Origin of the sequence: Chitinophaga niabensis (assembly GCF_900129465.1) — a bacterium.
GTDB lineage: Bacteria > Bacteroidota > Bacteroidia > Chitinophagales > Chitinophagaceae > Chitinophaga > Chitinophaga niabensis.
In genome coordinates this window covers 2,439,889-2,459,067 of sequence record NZ_FSRA01000001.1, presented here as the reverse complement: position 1 = coordinate 2,459,067, position 19,179 = coordinate 2,439,889, and the positions used below count along the sequence as shown (strand labels likewise).

16 protein-coding genes are annotated in these 19,179 nt (G+C 48.2%); all 16 read left to right on the top strand.

Translation table 11 applies throughout. The annotated features are described in order from the left end of the window. Positions 1 to 7 precede the first annotated feature (7 nt). Positions 8 to 1,000, top strand: coding sequence for an aldo/keto reductase (locus BUR42_RS09515; protein ID WP_074239004.1), 993 nt, complete (start codon positions 8 to 10; stop codon positions 998 to 1,000). A 31-nt stretch (positions 1,001 to 1,031) separates the two neighbouring features. Next, positions 1,032 to 2,162: a 4-hydroxyphenylpyruvate dioxygenase gene (hppD, locus tag BUR42_RS09510; protein WP_074239003.1), complete on the top strand. Its 1,131-nt coding sequence runs from the start codon at positions 1,032 to 1,034 to the stop codon at positions 2,160 to 2,162. Positions 2,163 to 2,290: 128 nt separating this feature from the next. Continuing rightward, positions 2,291 to 2,860 carry an ORF6N domain-containing protein gene (locus tag BUR42_RS09505; RefSeq protein ID WP_084185479.1) on the top strand — a complete coding sequence of 190 codons (570 nt, stop codon included), beginning with the start codon at positions 2,291 to 2,293 and terminating at the stop codon, positions 2,858 to 2,860. A gap of 339 nt (positions 2,861 to 3,199) precedes the next feature. Beyond that, positions 3,200 to 4,006, top strand: coding sequence for a L,D-transpeptidase family protein (locus BUR42_RS09495; RefSeq protein WP_074239001.1), 807 nt, complete (start codon positions 3,200 to 3,202; stop codon positions 4,004 to 4,006). Between the two features lie 309 nt (positions 4,007 to 4,315). Continuing rightward, entirely contained in the window at positions 4,316 to 4,888 is a 573-nt protein-coding gene (locus BUR42_RS09490) for a gluconate 2-dehydrogenase subunit 3 family protein (protein WP_074239000.1), read from the top strand. Positions 4,889 to 4,919: 31 nt separating this feature from the next. Then, entirely contained in the window at positions 4,920 to 6,614 is a 1,695-nt protein-coding gene (locus BUR42_RS09485) for a GMC oxidoreductase (RefSeq protein WP_074238999.1), read from the top strand. An 83-nt stretch (positions 6,615 to 6,697) separates the two neighbouring features. Further along, positions 6,698 to 8,398 (top strand): GMC oxidoreductase, encoded by a 1,701-nt coding sequence (locus BUR42_RS09480; RefSeq protein WP_074238998.1) that lies wholly within the window; start codon positions 6,698 to 6,700, stop codon positions 8,396 to 8,398. 33 nt (positions 8,399 to 8,431) lie between these two features. Then, complete coding sequence (locus tag BUR42_RS09475) at positions 8,432 to 10,246, top strand: glycoside hydrolase family 35 protein (protein ID WP_074238997.1); 1,815 nt, start codon at positions 8,432 to 8,434, stop codon at positions 10,244 to 10,246. A gap of 171 nt (positions 10,247 to 10,417) precedes the next feature. Further along, positions 10,418 to 10,834, top strand: a complete 417-nt coding sequence (locus BUR42_RS09470) for a CBS domain-containing protein (protein ID WP_234979644.1) — start codon at positions 10,418 to 10,420, stop codon at positions 10,832 to 10,834. Positions 10,835 to 11,031: 197 nt separating this feature from the next. Continuing rightward, positions 11,032 to 11,478, top strand: a complete 447-nt coding sequence (locus BUR42_RS09465) for an NADH-quinone oxidoreductase subunit A (RefSeq protein WP_074238995.1) — start codon at positions 11,032 to 11,034, stop codon at positions 11,476 to 11,478. Continuing rightward, a complete protein-coding gene (locus BUR42_RS09460; RefSeq protein ID WP_074238994.1) occupies positions 11,459 to 12,097 on the top strand; it encodes an NADH-quinone oxidoreductase subunit B in 639 nt (212 codons plus the stop codon). Before BUR42_RS09465 ends, BUR42_RS09460 begins: the two co-directional genes overlap by 20 nt. Further along, complete coding sequence (locus tag BUR42_RS09455; protein WP_074238993.1) at positions 12,094 to 12,879, top strand: MBL fold metallo-hydrolase; 786 nt, start codon at positions 12,094 to 12,096, stop codon at positions 12,877 to 12,879. Before BUR42_RS09460 ends, BUR42_RS09455 begins: the two co-directional genes overlap by 4 nt. An 85-nt stretch (positions 12,880 to 12,964) precedes the next feature. Further along, a complete protein-coding gene (gene nuoC / locus BUR42_RS09450; protein WP_074238992.1) occupies positions 12,965 to 14,704 on the top strand; it encodes an NADH-quinone oxidoreductase subunit C/D in 1,740 nt (579 codons plus the stop codon). 14 nt (positions 14,705 to 14,718) lie between these two features. Next, positions 14,719 to 15,183: an NADH-quinone oxidoreductase subunit NuoE gene (gene nuoE, locus BUR42_RS09445; protein ID WP_074238991.1), complete on the top strand. Its 465-nt coding sequence runs from the start codon at positions 14,719 to 14,721 to the stop codon at positions 15,181 to 15,183. A gap of 1 nt (position 15,184) precedes the next feature. After that, positions 15,185 to 16,450 carry an NADH-quinone oxidoreductase subunit NuoF gene (gene nuoF / locus BUR42_RS09440; protein WP_074238990.1) on the top strand — a complete coding sequence of 422 codons (1,266 nt, stop codon included), beginning with the start codon at positions 15,185 to 15,187 and terminating at the stop codon, positions 16,448 to 16,450. 12 nt (positions 16,451 to 16,462) lie between these two features. Next, positions 16,463 to 19,177 carry an NADH-quinone oxidoreductase subunit NuoG gene (nuoG, locus tag BUR42_RS09435; protein ID WP_074238989.1) on the top strand — a complete coding sequence of 905 codons (2,715 nt, stop codon included), beginning with the start codon at positions 16,463 to 16,465 and terminating at the stop codon, positions 19,175 to 19,177. Positions 19,178 to 19,179 lie beyond the last annotated feature (2 nt).

Here is a 19,179-nt window from a genome sequence, read left to right as displayed (position 1 = left end):
TCTAAGCATGGAATACAGACAACTCGGGCAAAGCGATCTCCAGGTTTCCGCCATCACTTTTGGCGCATGGGCCATTGGAGGATGGATGTGGGGCGGCACAGAGCGCAAAGACGCCAGGGAAGCCATCAGGGCTTCCATCGACCAGGGCGTAACTTCTATTGATACCGCTCCCATCTACGGCATGGGTACCAGTGAAGAGATTGTGGGAGAAGCGCTGGAAGGCATCGCCAGGGATAAGGTACAGGTCCTGACCAAATTCGGGCTTACATGGGAAGGCAGCAAGGGGCAGTTCTACTTTAAGAGTAAGGATAACAGCAATAAGGACATTGATATCTATAAGTATGCCGGCAAAGAGCATGTGATCAAAGAATGTGAGGACAGTCTCCGCCGCCTTCGCACGGACTATATTGATCTGTACCAGATCCACTGGGCAGATGAAACAACACCTATTGAAGAAACCTTTGAAGCGGTATTACGCTTGCAGGAGCAGGGAAAGATCCGTGCTGCCGGTGTATGCAACTACAATGCTGCGCAGATGGAACGGGCAGAAAGCGTGCTTTCCCTCGCTTCCAACCAGGTGCCTTTCAGTATGGTAGAGCGTACTATAGAAAAGGAACTGGTGCCCTATTGCATCGAAAATAAAAAAGGCATACTCGCTTACAGCCCGCTGCAGCGCGGGATCTTAACCGGTAAGATCAAACCTGGTCACCAGTTTGGAGAAGGAGATCACCGCCCCGGCACTAAATTCTATCAGCCGGATAACATTGCACGGATCAATGCATTCCTGGGATTGATCAAACCGCTGGCAGAAACAAAGAATGCCACGCTGGCCCAGTTAGTGATCCGCTGGACGATTGAGCGCCCCGGCATCACCGTTGCGCTGGTAGGTGCAAGGGATGCAGGCCAGGCCGTTCAGAATGCAAAGGCGATCGATATTAAACTGGCACCGGAAGAAATAGATTTTATCAACAAGCACTTACATGCTTTAACCTTAGTATAAATACATCAACACCAAAACAATCCTTTTTATTATGAACACTGCAGTAGTATCTCCTAAACAGGCGCAAAACCAAGAAGATTTCCTACCGCTCAACGGAACCGATTACGTAGAGTTTTATGTAGGTAATGCAAAACAGGCAGCTCATTTCTATAAAACAGCTTTTGGCTTTCAGTCATTGGCCTACGCAGGCCCCGAAACCGGCGTGAAAGACCGCGTTTCCTATGTGCTGGTGCAAAATAAACTTCGCTTTGTACTCACTACTTCCCTGCGCCAGGGAACAGAAATTTCCCGTCATGTGGATGAGCACGGGGATGGTGTAAAAGTACTGGCCATTTGGGTGGATGATGCGCGCGCTGCATTTGAGGAAACCGTTAAACGTGGCGCGAAACCATACCTGGAACCCGTAGTAGAAAAAGATGAATTTGGAGAAGTGGTGCGCAGCGGTATTCATACGTACGGAGAAACCGTTCACCTCTTCATAGAACGTAAGAACTACCAGGGTACTTTCCTGCCTGGTTTCAGGCCATGGCAAAGTTCTTATCAGCCTTTACCAACGGGCCTGGAATACGTAGACCATTGCGTAGGAAATGTAGGATGGAATGAAATGAACACCTGGGTGGATTTCTATGCTAAGACCATGGGTTTTCATAACCTCGTTTCCTTTGACGATAAAGATATCTCCACGGAATATTCCGCATTGATGAGTAAGGTAATGAGTAACGGCAATGGCCGTATTAAATTCCCTATCAATGAGCCTGCTGAAGGAAAGAAAAAATCACAGATTGAAGAATACCTGGACTTCTACGGCGGCCCCGGCGTGCAGCACGTAGCTATTGCCACAAATGATATCGTGCATACGGTAAGCGAACTGCAAAAAAGGGGAATAGAATTCCTGAGTGTTCCTTCATCTTATTATGAAACCTTACTGCAAAGGGTAGGTAAGATCGATGAAGACCTGCAACCACTGCAGGACCTGGGCATCCTGGTAGACAGGGATGATGAAGGCTACCTGCTGCAGATCTTTACCAAACCCCTGCAGGACAGGCCTACTGTTTTCTTCGAGATCATTCAGCGGAAGGGCGCCAAATCCTTTGGAAAAGGCAATTTCAAAGCACTCTTCGAATCAATTGAAAGGGAACAGGAGCTGAGAGGCAACTTATAATTTCAGGGTTACAACAAATATCAATCCCGGCCGGGCCACCTGTAAAAAGGTGGCCCTTTTTGTCTGTGATCAATTTTAGTTTTACATTGCAGGCATTGTTTTTAACCTTAATAAATGTTTGTTAACCTATGGCAAAGAAAACTGCAGCAGGGGGCACTGCTCGTGCCAGGCGTATGAAGCAATTACTCATACCGGAAGAAAAGATACTGAAGCACATTGTGATCGTGCGCAATCAAAGGGTATTACTGGATGTACACCTTGCGGAACTGTATGGTATACAGACCAGGGTGCTGAAACAAGCTGTCCGCAGGAACCTGGACCGGTTCCCTGACGATTTTATGATCGAGTTATCAGACGCGGACATGGACCTGCTGGTATCACAAAATGTAATATTGGACAGGAAACAATTGGGTGGTTCTGCTCCATTTGCATTTACGGAAGCCGGCGTGGCCATGCTTTCTTCCGTTCTGAAAAGTGAAAAGGCGATAGGGACCAATATCGCTATTATGAGGGCTTTTGTAGCCTTGCGAAAAATGGCCATTAACTACCATGATATCTTAGATATCCTGAGGTCCATGAGAACAGAGTACGATACTAAATTTGATCAGATCTTTGATTCTCTGGAGCAGTTAATCAGGCCACCACAGGCCACCCGCACATTAATAGGGTTTGAAATACCAGGCTCACAGAGGGTTTGATCTGGTATCACAATTTGTGATACCAAACCAAACACTTAACCACAGGGCATTTCAGCTCTGTGGTTTTTATTTTTTCCTTATTTAACAGTACTTTAGCCACTAAATCCTTAATTTTAACGTTTATATCTATGGATTTAAGAGATTTATTCGGGTATTTGTTCATTTTAGCGGGGCTTTTACAACTTTTAACCGCTTATCTGATCTTCGCGGGCCAACGGCATTACGTACTCCGTTTTGCAAACCGCAAGGTTGGTTCAATAATATATATTATTTTTGCATTTGTACTGTTCTACCTGGCGTATTATTACCTGGCTTAGGACCTGGGAAAGCTTAAAACATATGAAGCGTATTTTATTTGGCATTATTATCCTGATGGGCGCTGCGAATGTACAGGCGCAACAATCATTCCTCGAGAATCAGAAACTGTTCCCGAGAGTAGGGGAGGCATTCCGTGAGAAGGAAGAATCCATTAAAAAGGAGTTCGCTAAAAAAGGCCTGAGTTACCCGGCTAAACAGATCTATATCCGCTCCTTTAAGCTGGACAGTGAACTGGAGATCTGGGTAAGGAACAATGTAACAGACACCTTCAGCCTGCTCAAAACCTACCGTGTTTGCACCCTCTCCGGTAAAATGGGGCCTAAACGTAAAGAAGGAGACCGCCAGGTGCCGGAAGGGTTCTATTATATCAATGATTTTAACCCCAACAGCAGCTTTCACCTCTCTTTGGGTATCAACTATCCGAACTACTCAGACAGGATCCTCAGCGACCCTAAAAAGCCCGGTGGAGATATCTATATCCATGGTAACTGTCTGACCATCGGATGTATCCCTTTAACAGATGAATTCATTGAAGAAGTATATATCATGGCCGTTAACGCTAAGAACAGCGGGCAGGATTTCATTCCTGTACATGTGTTCCCCGTGCGTTTCGGCAACGCCCGGTCTATGGACTACCTGGGCAGCATTTCCCTGACGGATAATGATTCACAGAAATTCTGGCTGAACCTGAAAGCAGCGTACGATTACTTTGAAAAGAACAGGAAACTGCCGGTGATCCTGGTGAACAGCCAGGGGAAATATGTACACACCAATACCCAGGCTATTCCTGGGTCCCTGGCACAAACGAAAACCGCTTCAGGTAACTAAACTAACTATCTGCAGAAATTATATAAAGAGGCTGGATCAGCCTCTTTTTTTATGGCAGAAAGAAACTGCTTTTTTGACAGGTACCCCACCTTGATACGGGATGGATACGGGAATGATACGGGATTGCTACGGGATTGCTACGGGATTGGTACGGGTGGGCTATACTTCAACACCAGTTTTAAGGCCTGTTTTCTCCTCTTTGTGTTAAAATTACACACTATTGTTCCCGGAGGTCCCATTTTATTTTGGAATCTCGATTTTTTTTCGAAACTTACCGGACGGTCATAAAGGTCAAATCAATTTACTATCATGAACAGAAGAGATGCTATCAGGAATGTTGCTATCCTCATGGGAACAGCACTTTCTGCTTCCACGTTAGCGGCTCTGGAGGGATGCACCAGCTCCGGGCCCAAAAATTATACCCTGCAAACGCCGGAAACCAAGGCCTTGCTGGCAGAGATTGCCGAAACAATTATTCCCGAAACTTCTACCCCCGGCGCCAAAGCCGCAAAAGTGGAAGACTTTATCCTCGTAATGGTGGGTGACTGCTATGACGAAAAAGCACAGAAAGAATTCACGGATGGCCTGAACAAAGTAAATGAGGAAAGCAAAAAGCAATTCTCTAAATCTTTCATGGACATTACGCCTAAACAACGTACTGAGCTTTTAACCGCCATCGATAAGGAAAGAGTGGAATACAACAAACGCAAAGACAAAAAGAAGGATGACCCTGTTCATTACTTCCAGTACATGAAGGAGCTTACGCTGCTGGGGTACTTTACGTCTGAACCAGGTGTTACCAAAGCACTGCGTTATGTAGCCGTTCCCGGAAGGTACGATGGCTGTGTGCCATACAAGAAAGGCGACAAGGCCTGGGCATAATTTTTTCTAATTTCTTCTAACAATTACCGTAATGAACCTGAACATAAAAGCACAGGACCAGCATACGTTTGATGCCATCGTAATTGGCTCAGGCGTAAGTGGCGGATGGGCTGCAAAAGAGCTCACTGAAAAAGGATTGAAAGTTTTAATGCTGGACCGGGGTAAGAACCTGGAACACGGCAAATATGAAACGGCTACTAAAAATCCCTGGGAATTCGAGCACCGCGGAAAGATCACGCAGGAGCAAAAGAAAACCCACGAGAAACTGATCCGCGATTATCCATATAGCGAACACAACGAAAAATACTGGATCAACGACAGCGAAAGCCCTTATAAGGAGGACAAACGCTTCGACTGGTACCGCCCGGACATCGTAGGCGGTAAATCCATCATGTGGGGCCGCCAGAGCTACCGCCTGAGCGACATGGATTTTGAAGCAAACCTCAAAGACGGTATTGCCGTAGACTGGCCTATCCGTTATAAAGATATTGCTCCCTGGTATGATTATGTAGAACGTTTTGCGGGTATCAGCGGCCAGGCGGAAGGTTTACCGCAATTACCCGATGGCCAGTTCCAGCCTGCCATGCCCATGAACTGCGTGGAAAAGGATGTGAAGGCTAAAGTGGAATCTGCCTTTAAGAACCGCAAGATCACCATGGGCCGTGTGGCCAATATCACAGAAGCATTGCCCGGCCGTACCAAATGCCAGTTCAGGAACCTTTGCAGCAGAGGCTGTCCGTTTGGTGGATACTTCAGCACGCAATCTTCTACACTGCCTGCTGCGGTAGCAACCGGTAACCTCACGCTTCGTCCTGATTCCATCGTAAACTCCATCATATATGATGAAAAAGCAGGGAAGGCAACCGGTGTAAGGGTGATCGACAAACACACCAAAGAAATGGTGGAGTTCTATGCAAAGATCATCTTTGTGAATGGTTCCACGCTGGGCTCTACTTTTGTATTAATGAACTCTATTTCCAGCCGTTTCCCGAACGGGCTGGGTAATGATAGTGGTGTATTGGGTAAATACCTGATGGACCATCACTTTAAGATAGGTGCATCCGGTATTGCGGAAGGATATGATGATAAATACTTCTATGGCCGCCGTCCGAATGGTATCTACATTCCGCGCTACCGTAACCTCAATGGCGATAAACGGGATTATATCCGCGGCTTTGGCTACCAGGGTGGTGCTAACCGTGGCGGATGGAGCAGGGGCGTTGCTGAAATGGGAGTAGGTAAAGACTTCAAGGAAATGCTCACCGAACCAGGCCAATGGAGCATGGGTATGGGTGGTTTCGGAGAATGCCTGCCTTATGAAGATAACTACGTTGCACTGGATAATTCTCAGAAAGATGCATGGGGCCAGCCAGTATTGCGCTTCCACGCAGAGTTCAAAGAGAATGAAATGAAAATGCGTAAGGACATGATGAATGACGCAGTGGAAATGTTGGAAGCTGCAGGCATTAAGAATGTGAAGGGGTATGATAACGGGTCTTATCCCGGTATGGCTATCCATGAAATGGGTACCGCACGGATGGGCCGTGATCCTAAAACTTCCATCCTCAATGAATGGAACCAGGTGCATTCCGTGAAGAACGTGTTCGTAACAGATGGCGCGGCTATGACCTCTGCCTCCTGTGTGAACCCTTCGCTCACTTACATGGCCTTAACTGCCAGGGCAGCGGACTATGCGGTGAAAGAACTGAAAAAAGGAAATATCTGATCCTGTATCAGGGGTAAGGAAATACTTTAATTATTTAAAGAGCCGCCCTATAAGCGGCTCTTTATTTTTATAACCACGTTTACATGAACCTGAACATCAAAGCAGAAAAAGAAAACACCTACGACGCTATTGTTGTAGGCTCCGGTATCAGCGGCGGCTGGGCTGCCAAAGAACTGAGCGAAAAAGGGCTGAAGACCCTTGTACTGGAAAGAGGCCGTAATGTAGAGCACATCAAAGATTATAAAACGGCCAACTGGAACCCCTGGGATTTTAAACATGGCGGCTGGCAATCCAACGAAATGAAGGATAAACATCCTATCCAGAGCCGTTGTTATGCATTTGATGAAGCCACACAGGATTTCTGGGTGAACGATAAAGAGAATCCTTACAATGAGGTAAAACCCTTTAACTGGCTGCGCGGAAATCATGTAGGTGGAAGGTCACTGATGTGGGGCCGCCAGGTGTACCGCTGGAGCGATATTGACTTTGAAGCGAATGCTAAAGATGGTCATGGTGTAGACTGGCCTATCCGTTATAAAGACATTGCACCCTGGTACAGTTACGTAGAAAAATTTGCCGGCATCAGCGGGCAGGCAGAAGGTTTGCCGCAATTGCCGGATGGAGAGTTCCTGCCGCCGATGGAAATGAACTGCCTGGAAAAACACGTGGCTGCCAGGATCAAAGAAACATATAAGGACAGGATCATGACGATTGGTCGTGTTGCGCATATTACAAAGGCATTGGAAGGCAGTACCCGTGGTACCTGCCAGTACAGGGACCGTTGCGCACGTGGCTGCCCCTTTGGTGCTTATTTCAGCAGCAATGCATCCACGCTGCCGGCAGCGGCGGCCACGGGTAATATGACGCTGCGCCCATTCTCTATTGTGCTGGAAGTGATCTTTGACGATGCCACGCAGAAAGCAAAAGGTGTCAGGATCATGGATGCGGAAACCAAAGAGGTGATAGAGTATTACGCAAAGATCATTTTCCTGAATGCTTCCACATTAGGCACGGCTTCCATATTACTTAATTCGGTATCCAAACGATTCCCCACCGGCCTTGGTAACGACAGCGACCAGGTAGGCCGCAACCTGATGGACCATCACTTTGGTGTGGGTGCAGGCGGTACTTTTGAAGGGTTTGAAGACCAATACCTGTACGGCAGAAGAGCGAATGGCATTTACATTCCCCGCTTCCGCAATATCAGCGAAGCTACCAAACGTAATGATTACGTACGCGGTTTTGGCTACCAGGGAGGCGCTTCCCGCGGCCGCCACAGTGAAATGGACGGTATTGGCGTTACCCTGAAAGAATCCAATACGGAACCAGGGCATTGGGGCATGTGGATCGGTGCATGGGGAGAACATTTGCCTTATGCAGATAACACAGTCCGCCTGAATAAAGAGAAGAAAGATAAATGGGGATTACCCACTTTGGATATTGACTGTAACTTCAGGGAGAATGAAATGGCCATGCGCAAGGATATGCTGGAAAGTGCAAAAGAAATGCTGGAAGCCGCAGGCCTGAAGAATGTGGGAGGAAATGATGAAATGCCACCTCCCGGCCATTGTATCCACGAAATGGGCACTGCCAGGATGGGGCGCGATCCCAAAACTTCTGTACTCAACGGATTTAACCAGGTGCATGCCGTAAAGAATGTGTTTATTTCTGATGGTGCCTGTATGGCTTCTTCTGCCTGCCAGAACCCTTCTATCACCTATATGGCATTAACAGCCAGGGCGGCAGATCATGCGGTTTCTGAATTAAAGAAGGGGAATATTTAATAGATTTACGGCTCAATACCGTTGTAATAAATAATGAAAAAGCTACTCTTAACTACCTGCCTGGCAGTCTCCTGCTTTATGGCACAGGCACAGGCTGACCGAAAGCCGCACACATTTGCTTTAAGTAAATCAGATTTCCTGCTGGATGGTAAACCTTATCAACTGATCAGCGGAGAAATGCATCCTGCCCGCATTCCGAAAGAATACTGGCGGCACCGCATCCAGATGGCAAAGGCCATGGGCTGTAATACCATTGCCGCTTATATCTTCTGGAACTATCATGAAAGCACGGAAGGCACTTTCGATTTTAAAACAGAGAACCGCAACATTGCAGAATTTGTAAAGATCTGCCAGGAGGAGAACATGTGGGTGTTATTCCGCCCCGGCCCTTATGTATGCGCAGAATGGGAGTTTGGCGGATTGCCGCCTTACCTGCTGCGTATCCCTGATATCAAGGTGCGTTGCCTTGATCCCCGTTATATGGCAGCTGTTGAGCGTTATGTGAAAGCACTGGCGAATGAAGTGAAAAGCCTGCAGGTAACAAATGGTGGTCCCATCTTAATGGTACAGGTAGAAAACGAATACGGCAGCTTTGGGAATGATAAGAATTACCTGCTTCGTTTGAAAGAGCTCTGGGACCAGAATGGTATTAATGTTCCTTATTACACCGCAGATGGGCCTACTGCTTATATGCTGGAAGCCGGCTCTATTCCCGGCGCAGCAATAGGTTTGGACTCAGGCGGCTCTGATGCTGACTTTGCAGCAGCAGCACGCCAGAACCCAGATGTACCTTCTTTCAGCAGTGAATCTTATCCCGGATGGTTAACACATTGGGGAGAAAAATGGGCAAGGCCGGGTATTGATGGCATTGTAAAAGAGATCAAATACCTGCTGGATAATAAAAAGTCCTTTAACTTTTATGTGATCCATGGTGGAACGAACTTTGGTTTTACTGCCGGCGCTAACTCAGGTGGTAAAGGTTACGAGCCGGACCTTACCAGCTATGATTACGATGCACCTATCAATGAGAATGGAGATACCACCGCTAAATATAATGCACTGCGTAACCTGATCGGTTCTTACCTGCCAAAAGGAAAAAAGCTGCCTAAGATCCCCGCTGCTATACCCACCATCACTTTCCCTGATGTACAGCTGCAACCTTATACCAGTATCTGGGAACACCTGCCGCAGGCCATTCCATCCGTACAGCCTAAAACATTTGAAGCATACGGGCAGGATTATGGTTTCATGGTGTATAAAACTAAGCTCATTGGTCACAAGAGCGGAAAGCTCACCATTACAGATCTGCATGATTACGCTACTGTTTATCTGAACGGAAAATACATTGGTAAGCTGGACCGAAGGTTAGGCGAAAACACCATCAGTATTCCGAAGAGCGATGTAAAAGATCCTGTGCTGGAGATCCTCGTGGAGGGCATGGGGCGTATCAATTTTGCACAGTACCTCATAGATCGTAAAGGGATCACAGACCGTGTGGTATTGAATGGTATGACGCTGATGAACTGGGAAGTATATGGGTTGCCTATGAATGATGCATTCATTCATACATTGAAAGCATCCCAGGCAGCAGCAGATAAACCTGGTCAGTATTTCAAAGGCAGCTTTCAACTGGCAAAAACAGGAGATACTTTCATTGATGTGAGTGCATATAAGAAAGGAATTGTATGGGTAAATGGTCATAATCTTGGCCGTTTCTGGGAGATCGGTCCGCAGAAAAGGCTCTACTGTCCTGCAAGCTGGCTGAAGAACGGAGAGAATGAGGTCCTCATTTTTGACCTGCATCAGACAACCGCGGCTACTATTTCCGGCCACAGAACAATGGAGTAAAAAATGTAAAATGTAAACCGTTACATGTAAGGGGAAAGAGAGGTGTAGCTTCTTTTTCCCCTTTACTTTTTGATTTTATGGATAAAAAAAATTAACTTAAAGTAAGTTTCACGTAATTGAATTACTCACTTTCTAAAGCCGCTTACCATGGGCAGAGTCAGAAACATCTTGGTGGGCAAAGGACATGCAGTGTACTCCGTGCATCCGGACAGTACCGTTTATGAAGCCCTAAAAGTCCTTGTAGACAAAAACGTAGGTGCATTAGTTGTAATAGACAAAGATAAATTCCTCGGTATCTTCTCCGAGCGCGACTATGCGCGCAGGGTGATCCTGAAAGGGCGCGCCTCCAAAGAAACAACCATCCGTGAAATAATGACGGAGCACCCCATAACTGTTACAGAAGATGAAACTATAGAAGTTTGCATGAGTAAAATGACCGATAAAAGGATACGGCATTTACCGGTAGTTGACGATAATGGTCGACTGATAGGCTTAATATCCATAGGTGACGTGGTTAAGTACATCATGGATGAGCAAAAGAATATTATTGAAAACCTCGAATGTTATATACACGGCACTCACCACTAGCCAGGCCTTTTTTCCACGTAAGCAATGATCAGCATTGCCCCGGCACTTTCCGATAACTTTGAACGCAGATGGCGTTCTCTAATTGTTTTATTGTTGCATCTGAAGAACTGATCGTAGCAGCATGGCCTTGCAATAAAACAACAGATCGGAGTAATCATTAGCTGGATTAAACAGGTAACAACAATAAAACAAATGCCATGAACCCTTCCTGGCCCTTCCTCGTTTTTGGAGGTATTGTATTGGTATTGGTACTCGCCATCCTTGGCCTGTCCTACGTACTGGGGCAACGACATAAAGATCGTGCCACCGGAGAAGCATATGAATCGGGCATCCTCTCTACCGGTTCCGCCAGGTTACGTTTTCCTTCCCAGTTTTATTTAGTGGCCATGTTGTTTGTGATCTTTGATATTGAGACCGTTTTCGTGATCTCATGGGCCATCGCATTTGATGACCTGGGGTGGGCCGGCTTCATCGGTGTGTCTGTTTTCATCTTTATTTTACTGATCGTACTCATATATGAATGGCGCAATGGTGCGCTGGACTTTGGCCCGGATGGAAAGAAGATCCTGAAGGCATATTGGAAGATGCGGAAGCAATCAAACACTACACCTAAAACAATTCCAGATGAAGTGGTGGTTAACTGAACCTAAAGATGCCGTGGCCAGCAAGGCCGGTAACTATTCCATGGAAGAAACCCTCGGGCAGAGTGTGATGCTGACATCTGTTGAGAGCCTTGTAGCCTGGGGCAGAAAGAACTCCATGTGGCCCTTCCATTTCGGATTGTCCTGCTGTTTTGTGGAAATGGCTACCGGTATGACGCCGAAATATGACCTGGCCCGTTTCGGAGCGGAAGTGATCCGCGGAACGCCCAGGGAAGCGGATGTAATGATCATTGCCGGCACGGTGTTCATCAAAATGGCGCCTATCATCAAACGGTTGTACGAACAGATGATGGAACCCCGCTGGGTGATCTCTATGGGTTCCTGTGCAAATTCCGGCGGCATGTACGATATTTACAGTGTGGTGCAGGGCGTAGATAAGTTCTTACCCGTAGATGTGTATGTGCCGGGTTGCCCGCCAAGGCCGGATGCCTTTATGCATGGCCTGGTATTGTTACAGCAGTCCGTAGGAAAAGAAAAACGCCCGCTCAGCTGGGTGATAGGAGAACAGGGCGTGATCAAACCGGAAAAGATCTCCATGCGGGAAGAGCATCGTGAAAAAAGGGAACAAATGACAGATTTCAAAACAACAGACGAAATATGAAATTGAAAAGGATCACTGCAAACGTATATGAGATACCCTTAGGTACTGTCAATGCTTTCCTCATAGAGGATGAAGAACTGACATTGATCGATACCGGTACTCCGGGCAGCGCTGTGAAGATCCTGCATGCGATCCGGTCCATTGGCCGCGATCCGGGAGATCTGCGTCACATCCTGCTTACACACAGTCATCCTGATCATGCCGGCGGGGCAGCTGAACTGAAAGCACAAACCAATGCAAAGATCTATATGCACGAAGCAGAGGCTGATCATGTAAGGAATGGTTTTGTGCCTAAACCGGATGTGCCGGTGTTCACAGGTTTCATCAATAAGATGATGTACAACCTGTTCATTAAAAACGCCTCCGGCGATATCGCCGCTGCTACTGTTGACGAACTCATAGATGATGGAGATTGGCTGCACATTGCCGGTGGAATACATACTATTCATGTGCCCGGGCACAGTGCGGGGCAACTTGCTTTTTTTCTGCCGGGGCAAAAGAATGTACTCTTTGCAGCAGACACAGCTGCCAATATCATGGGGCTGGGATATGCCATCTTCTATGAAGATTTTCAACTGGCTAAGCACAGCCTGGAAAAGTTAGCCACCTTTGATTTTGATATTGCGTGTTTTGGTCATGGCGGTACCATCCGTCATTCCGCAGCCGCACGTTTCAGGAATAAGTTCATGAAACATGCGCAGAAGATCAGCAGGCAAACGCAATACATTGTGCTGGATGAAGAATCCGTAATAAGAATAAAAGAACCCGAAGAAAGAATATAAATCTGATACAAGCTCATTGCAGCAAGGGACCAAAGCTTGGTTAAGCTAATCAGCATGGCGCATTGATTCAATTAAACATGTAATCATGCCCCCGAGCATCTTTAATACCCTCTGCTCCCGGTTCGGTGAGAACATTTTCCACGAACAGCTCACCCGGGATGAGACGCCCACCATCTGGACGCCACAAGGGAAGATCATTGCCGTACTGGAATACCTCCGCACAGATGTGGAGCAACCCTACCGCATGTTCTACGACCTTACTGCCATTGATGAGCGTGCCATCAAAGCAAAATACAACGGCACCGGGGACTTTACCCTCGTTTATCATCTCTTCTCCTTTGAACGCAATGCGTTTGTACGTTTAAAAGTAGCGTTGCGGGGCGAACACCCCAAACACCCCAGCTGTACAGATCTCTGGCCCTGCGCCAACTGGTACGAAAGGGAAGTGTTTGATATGTTCGGTATTGTGTTTGAAGGCCACCCCTTGCTGAAACGCATCCTCATGCCTGTCACCTGGGAAGGGCATCCGCTCCGCAAGGAGCATCCCGCCCGCGCCACGGAAATGGGCCCGTTCCGCCTCTTTGATGAGAAAGAGGATAGGGAGCAGGCAGCCCTGCAGTTTAATCCTGAAGAATGGGGCTTAAAACGCCAAAGCGAAGATTCTGATTTCATGTTCCTCAACATCGGCCCGCAACACCCCGGAACGCACGGTGTACTGCGCATCATCCTGCAACTGGATGGAGAAGATATTGTGGATGCCGTGCCGGATATCGGTTTTCACCACCGCGGCGCAGAGAAAATGGGAGAACGGCAATCCTGGCATACTTACATTCCTTATACAGACAGGATAGATTACCTGGGTGGTGTGAATAATAACCTCGCCTACCTGCTCTCCGTTGAAAAGCTCGCAGGGATACAGATCCCTGAACGCGCAGAGGTGATCAGGGTAATGCTCTGCGAACTTTTCCGCATTGCCAGCCACCTGGTATGGTATGGCACCTTTGCGCAGGATGTGGGGCAGCTCTCTCCCGTGTTCTATATGTTCACAGACAGGGAACGCATCTTTGAGATCATAGAAGCTATCTGCGGCGGACGCATGCATCCCAACTGGTTCCGTATCGGTGGTGTGGCGCAGGACCTGCCCAACGGATGGGATACACTCGTGCGCGGCTTCGTTAAATACTTTCCAAAGAAATTAAAGGAGTACGACAAGATGGTGATGCGCAATGCGCTCTTCAAAGCACGTACGGTTGGTATTGGTGTGTTCACACTGGAAGAAGCAATAGACTGGGGCGCTACAGGCCCTAATCTCCGTGCTTGCGGCATGGAATGGGATATGCGTAAAAAACGCCCGTACAGCGGATATGAAAAATACGATTTTGATATTCCCACAGGGCAGAACGGCGATTGTTACGACCGGGCACAGGTGCGGGTGAATGAAATGTGGCAAAGCCTGCGCATCATAGAACAATGCCTGGAAAATATGCCTGCAGGGCCGTATAAATCAGATCATCCTTTAACCACACCTCCCATCAAACAGTTCACCATGCAGGATATTGAAACACTCATTCACCACTTCCTGAATGTGAGCTGGGGCCCCGTGATACCAGCCGGCGAAGCCATGATCGTTACAGAGGCCACCAAAGGCTGGAACAGTTATTATCTCACGAGCGACGGCAATACATCACCCTACCGCGTGAGGGTGCGCACACCATCGTTCGCGCATATGCAAATGCTGCCTTATATCAGTCGCGGATATACGGTAGCGGATATGTTATCTATCCTGGGCGCGATGGATTATGTGCTGGCTGATATTGATCGTTAAAACTTGTATGACGTATGTTAACTACTTCTGAAAAGGAACAGATCGAAAAGGAGATCCGGCAGGTGCCGGTTAAAAAGGCTGCCTGCATTGAAGCATTGAAGATTGTACAGGACCACCGCAGATGGGTATCTGATGAAGGTATCCAGGATGTGGCAGATATCCTGGAAATGAGCGCGGAGGAAGTGGACAGCATCGCAACTTTCTATAACCTGATCTTTCGTCAACCCGTTGGCCGCCACATTATCCTGCTTTGCGACAGCATCAGCTGTTATGTGATGGGCTACAAAGAACTGCACCAGCAGATCGTGCAATTACTCGGTATTCAATACGGTCAAACCACACCGGACGGACGTTTTACATTACTTCCCAATCCTTGCCTCGGTACCTGCGATCATGCACCTGCGCTGATGGTAGACCATGATCTGTACCGCGACCTGAAGAAAGAAGAACTGGAAAACATCCTGGCAAAATATACCTGATATGGAACGTCCCTTAACACAACATATCACCTTTCCTCCGCTCGGTCTTCGTGCATATGAAGCCGTGGGTGGTTATCAGTCAGTACGGAAAGTGCTGAAGGACCTGGCACCACAGGAGATCACCACGCTGGTGAAAGAATCGAATATGAAGGGAAGGGGAGGCGCAGGTTTCAGCACCGGCATGAAGTGGAGCTTTGTACCGATGAATGTAAGTGGCCCCAAGTACCTGGTGGTAAATGCAGATGAAATGGAGCCGGGTACCTTTAAAGACCGCTGGCTGCTGGAAGGTAACCCGCATCAGCTGATAGAAGGTATGATCGTGGCTGCTTATGCTATCCAGGCTACGGAGTCTTTCGTATTCCTGCGCTGGGCCTATAAAACGGCGGCGGTAGAAATACGCAAAGCAATCCGGGAAGCCTATGATGCCGGTTATCTCGGCAAAAATATAATGGGTTCAGACTTTTCGCTGGAAATGCATTTGCATACCGGCGTGGGAAGATACATGTGCGGAGAAGAAACAGCCCTGCTGAATTCCCTGGAAGGGAAGAGGGCCACACCACGCTCCAAACCGCCCTTCCCGCAGGTGAGCGGTTTATTTGGAAGGCCCACTATCGTGAATAATGTGGAAACACTTTGTTACATCCCGCACATCATCAACAACGGCGCTGCATGGTTTCAGTCATTGAGCCGCACCAATGATGGTGGCACCAAGATCTACGGCGTCAGCGGGCGTGTAAAGAATCCGGGTGCCTGGGAACTACCGATGGGTATCACCATGCGGGAATTAATTGAAGAACATGCAGGCGGCATGCAGGAAGGTTACAGGTTTCGGGGTGTATTACCCGGCGGCGCCTCTACGGACTTCCTGGTAGAAGAACACCTGGATATCAAAATGGATTTTGCCGGGGTGGCCGCAGCAGGCAGCCGCTTAGGCACGGGTACGATGGTGGTGCTGGACGACAGGACCTGCCCCGTTGGTTTCGTGCATAACCTGGAACACTTCTTTGCACAGGAATCCTGCGGTTTCTGTACTCCCTGCCGGGAAGGCCTCCCATGGACGGAGAAACTGCTGCTGGCGATAGAGCGAGGAGAGGGAAGAGAAGAAGACCTTGCCATCCTAAGCTCACATACCAAAATGATGGGTCCCGGCAATACCTTCTGCGCATTAGCGCCCGGTGCCATGGAACCATTGCAGAGCGCACTCAGATATTTCAGGGATGATTTTGAACAACATATCAGGGAAAAGAGATGCCCTTATCATGCTTAATCCGTAAAGACTATGGCAACTATATATATCGACAACAAACCTTTTGACGTAAAGGACAGTAAGAACCTCCTGGAGGCCTGCCTGCAGCTGGGGCTGGACCTTCCTTACTTCTGCTGGCACCCTGCCATGGGGTCAGTAGGCGCATGCAGGCAATGTGCCATTAAAACCTTTAAGGATGAAGATGATAAGAAAGGCCGCATTGTAATGAGTTGTATGGAGCCGGTGAAAGATAATGTGCGTATATCCGTAAGCGATATAGAAGCCACGGAGTTCCGTAACCAGGTGATAGGCCTGCTGATGACAAACCATCCGCACGACTGTGCCGTATGTGACGAAGGCGGTGCCTGTCATTTACAGGATATGACGGTGATGACGGGACACAGTTACCGTGATTACCGTTTTACAAAACGTACGCATCGCAACCAGGATCTGGGCCCCTTCCTGAATCACGAAATGAACCGTTGTATCCAATGTTACCGTTGTGTAAGATTCTATAAAGATTATGCCGGAGGAAAAGACCTGAATGTATTTGCAGCAAATAATAAAGTGTTCTTTGGCCGGCAGAAAGATGGTAAGCTGGAAAGCGAATTTAGTGGCAACCTTGCTGAGGTCTGTCCTACCGGGGTTTTTACCGATAAAACCCTTTTATCCCACTATACCCGGAAATGGGACATGACCTATGCGCCCTCTATCTGCCAGGGCTGCTCCGTTGGTTGTAACATCAGTGCCGGGGAACGTTATGGTTCCATCCGCCAGATCACCAACCGTTACAATGGAGAAGTGAACGGTTACTTCCTGTGCGACAGGGGGCGTTATGGTTATGAATTTGTGAACAGTTCGCAGCGCATCCATCATCCGGCATTACGCCCGCATCACAACGGCACGCCGGATAAGGATTACATTGTTAACCACGTGGCCAATAAACTCCGCTCCGGAAAGGCCATTGGCATTGGCTCTCCGCGCGCCAGCCTGGAATCTAATTTCGCATTGCGCCAGCTGGTGGGTGAAAAGCATTTTTACCTGGGTATGTCTGATATTGATCATGACCATACCGCACTGGCACTTAAAATACTGCGCGATGGCCCTGTGCGCACACCTTCCCTGCATGAAATGGAGAAAGCAGATATGGTGCTGATCCTGGGAGAAGATGTAACCAATACCGCCCCGATGATGGCACTGGCGGTACGGCAGGCAGTAAGGCAGGAACCCATGCATAATGCTATGAACGAAGTGCATATTGCTGCATGGCAGGATGCTGCCGTAAGAGAAGCCGTGCAGGAAAAGAAAGGCCCCTGTTACATCCTGCACACATTCCCTACACCTTTGGACGAACTGGCCACGCAGGTACAGCGCGGGGCACCGGATAACCTTGCCCGCCTGGCATTTGCGGTGAGTCATGAACTGGATGCGTCCATACCTGCGGTGACGGGCCTCAGTGAAACAGAAACCGCATTGGTGAAAGAAATAACAGCAGCTTTACTGGCAGCAGAACATCCTTTGATCATCAGTGGCTTTGGCAGCGGTTATGATTCCTTTATGAAAGCAGCAGCCAATATCAGCTGGGCATTACATAAACAGGGTAAGCAACCGATGCTGAGCCTTACTGTTCCGGAATGCAACAGCCTGGGGCTTGAAATGCTGGGCGGTCATCGCCTGGATTCTGCACTGGATGTATTGCAGCACGGAGATGCGGATACGATCGTGATCCTCGAGAACGATCTGTACCGAAGGGCAGATAAACACGTGATAGACGAGCTGTTCCGGCATGCAAAAGAAGTGATCCTGATAGATCATCTGTATAATCAAACGGCGGAACGCGCTACCGTGATCCTGCCTGCGGGCACCTTTGCAGAAGCAGATGGTACCATCGTAAACAACGAAGGCCGTGCACAACGTTATTACCAGGTATTTGTGCCTAAGGGAGAGGTCCAGGAAAGCTGGCGCTGGTGTTTGCAGATTGCACAGGCAGCGGGTATCGCCCGCCTCAACGGACTGGTGAACCTGGATGATATCACCTGGGCTATGTGCGTAGCTGTTCCTGCACTGGAAAAAGTGCAGCAACTGGCGCCGCATGCAGACTTCCGCATAGCAGGCCAGAAAGTACCGCGTGAACCACACCGCTATAGCGGGCGTACGGCCATGACTGCCAATGAAAACGTAAGTGAACCCAAACCGCCTGAAGATATAGATACCCCACTGTCCTTCACCATGGAAGGTTTCAGGGGAGAAGCACCTGCGCCTTTAATTCCTTTCTTCTGGTCTCCCGGCTGGAACTCGGTGCAGGCTATCAATAAGTACCAGACGGAAATAGGTGGTGCGCTGCATGGCGGAGATCCGGGAAAACGTTTACTGGAACCGCGTAAAGATGCCGCTGTTCATTTTTTTACAGAAGCGCCTGAACCTTACGTGCCGATTCCCGGGCATGTGCACCTGGTGCCTATTTATCAGATTTTCGGTTCAGAGGAATTAAGCATGCATACACGTGGCATTGCAAAAAGCGCTGCTGAATTCTTCTGCATCTATATGAACCCGGAAGACCTGCACGAATGGAATATAGAGCCGGGCGCCTGGTTCAACTTTGAAATAGATGGGCATTCCTATGTGATGAACGCAACACCCAATAACTGGTTGCCAAGAGGAATTGCCGCTATCAATGCAGGGCTGCCGAAAGCAGAGGTGGTGGATATTCCACAATGTATCCGTTTCATTCATTCATCAACCGTATAGTT

What these genes read in the sequence shown, in the direction of transcription:
- BUR42_RS09515 (WP_074239004.1), top strand. Translation starts at nt 8, where the DNA reads ATGGAATACAGACAACTCGGGCAAAGCGATCTCCAGGTTTCCGCCATC.
- BUR42_RS09480 (WP_074238998.1), top strand. Translation starts at nt 6,698, where the DNA reads ATGAACCTGAACATCAAAGCAGAAAAAGAAAACACCTACGACGCTATT.
- nuoF (WP_074238990.1), top strand. Translation starts at nt 15,185, where the DNA reads ATGGAACGTCCCTTAACACAACATATCACCTTTCCTCCGCTCGGTCTT.
- nuoC (WP_074238992.1), top strand. Translation starts at nt 12,965, where the DNA reads ATGCCCCCGAGCATCTTTAATACCCTCTGCTCCCGGTTCGGTGAGAAC.
- nuoG (WP_074238989.1), top strand. Translation starts at nt 16,463, where the DNA reads ATGGCAACTATATATATCGACAACAAACCTTTTGACGTAAAGGACAGT.
- BUR42_RS09465 (WP_074238995.1), top strand. Translation starts at nt 11,032, where the DNA reads ATGAACCCTTCCTGGCCCTTCCTCGTTTTTGGAGGTATTGTATTGGTA.
- BUR42_RS09505 (WP_084185479.1), top strand. Translation starts at nt 2,291, where the DNA reads ATGGCAAAGAAAACTGCAGCAGGGGGCACTGCTCGTGCCAGGCGTATG.
- BUR42_RS09455 (WP_074238993.1), top strand. Translation starts at nt 12,094, where the DNA reads ATGAAATTGAAAAGGATCACTGCAAACGTATATGAGATACCCTTAGGT.
- BUR42_RS09460 (WP_074238994.1), top strand. Translation starts at nt 11,459, where the DNA reads ATGAAGTGGTGGTTAACTGAACCTAAAGATGCCGTGGCCAGCAAGGCC.
- nuoE (WP_074238991.1), top strand. Translation starts at nt 14,719, where the DNA reads ATGTTAACTACTTCTGAAAAGGAACAGATCGAAAAGGAGATCCGGCAG.
- BUR42_RS09490 (WP_074239000.1), top strand. Translation starts at nt 4,316, where the DNA reads ATGAACAGAAGAGATGCTATCAGGAATGTTGCTATCCTCATGGGAACA.
- BUR42_RS09475 (WP_074238997.1), top strand. Translation starts at nt 8,432, where the DNA reads ATGAAAAAGCTACTCTTAACTACCTGCCTGGCAGTCTCCTGCTTTATG.
- BUR42_RS09495 (WP_074239001.1), top strand. Translation starts at nt 3,200, where the DNA reads ATGAAGCGTATTTTATTTGGCATTATTATCCTGATGGGCGCTGCGAAT.
- BUR42_RS09485 (WP_074238999.1), top strand. Translation starts at nt 4,920, where the DNA reads ATGAACCTGAACATAAAAGCACAGGACCAGCATACGTTTGATGCCATC.
- hppD (WP_074239003.1), top strand. Translation starts at nt 1,032, where the DNA reads ATGAACACTGCAGTAGTATCTCCTAAACAGGCGCAAAACCAAGAAGAT.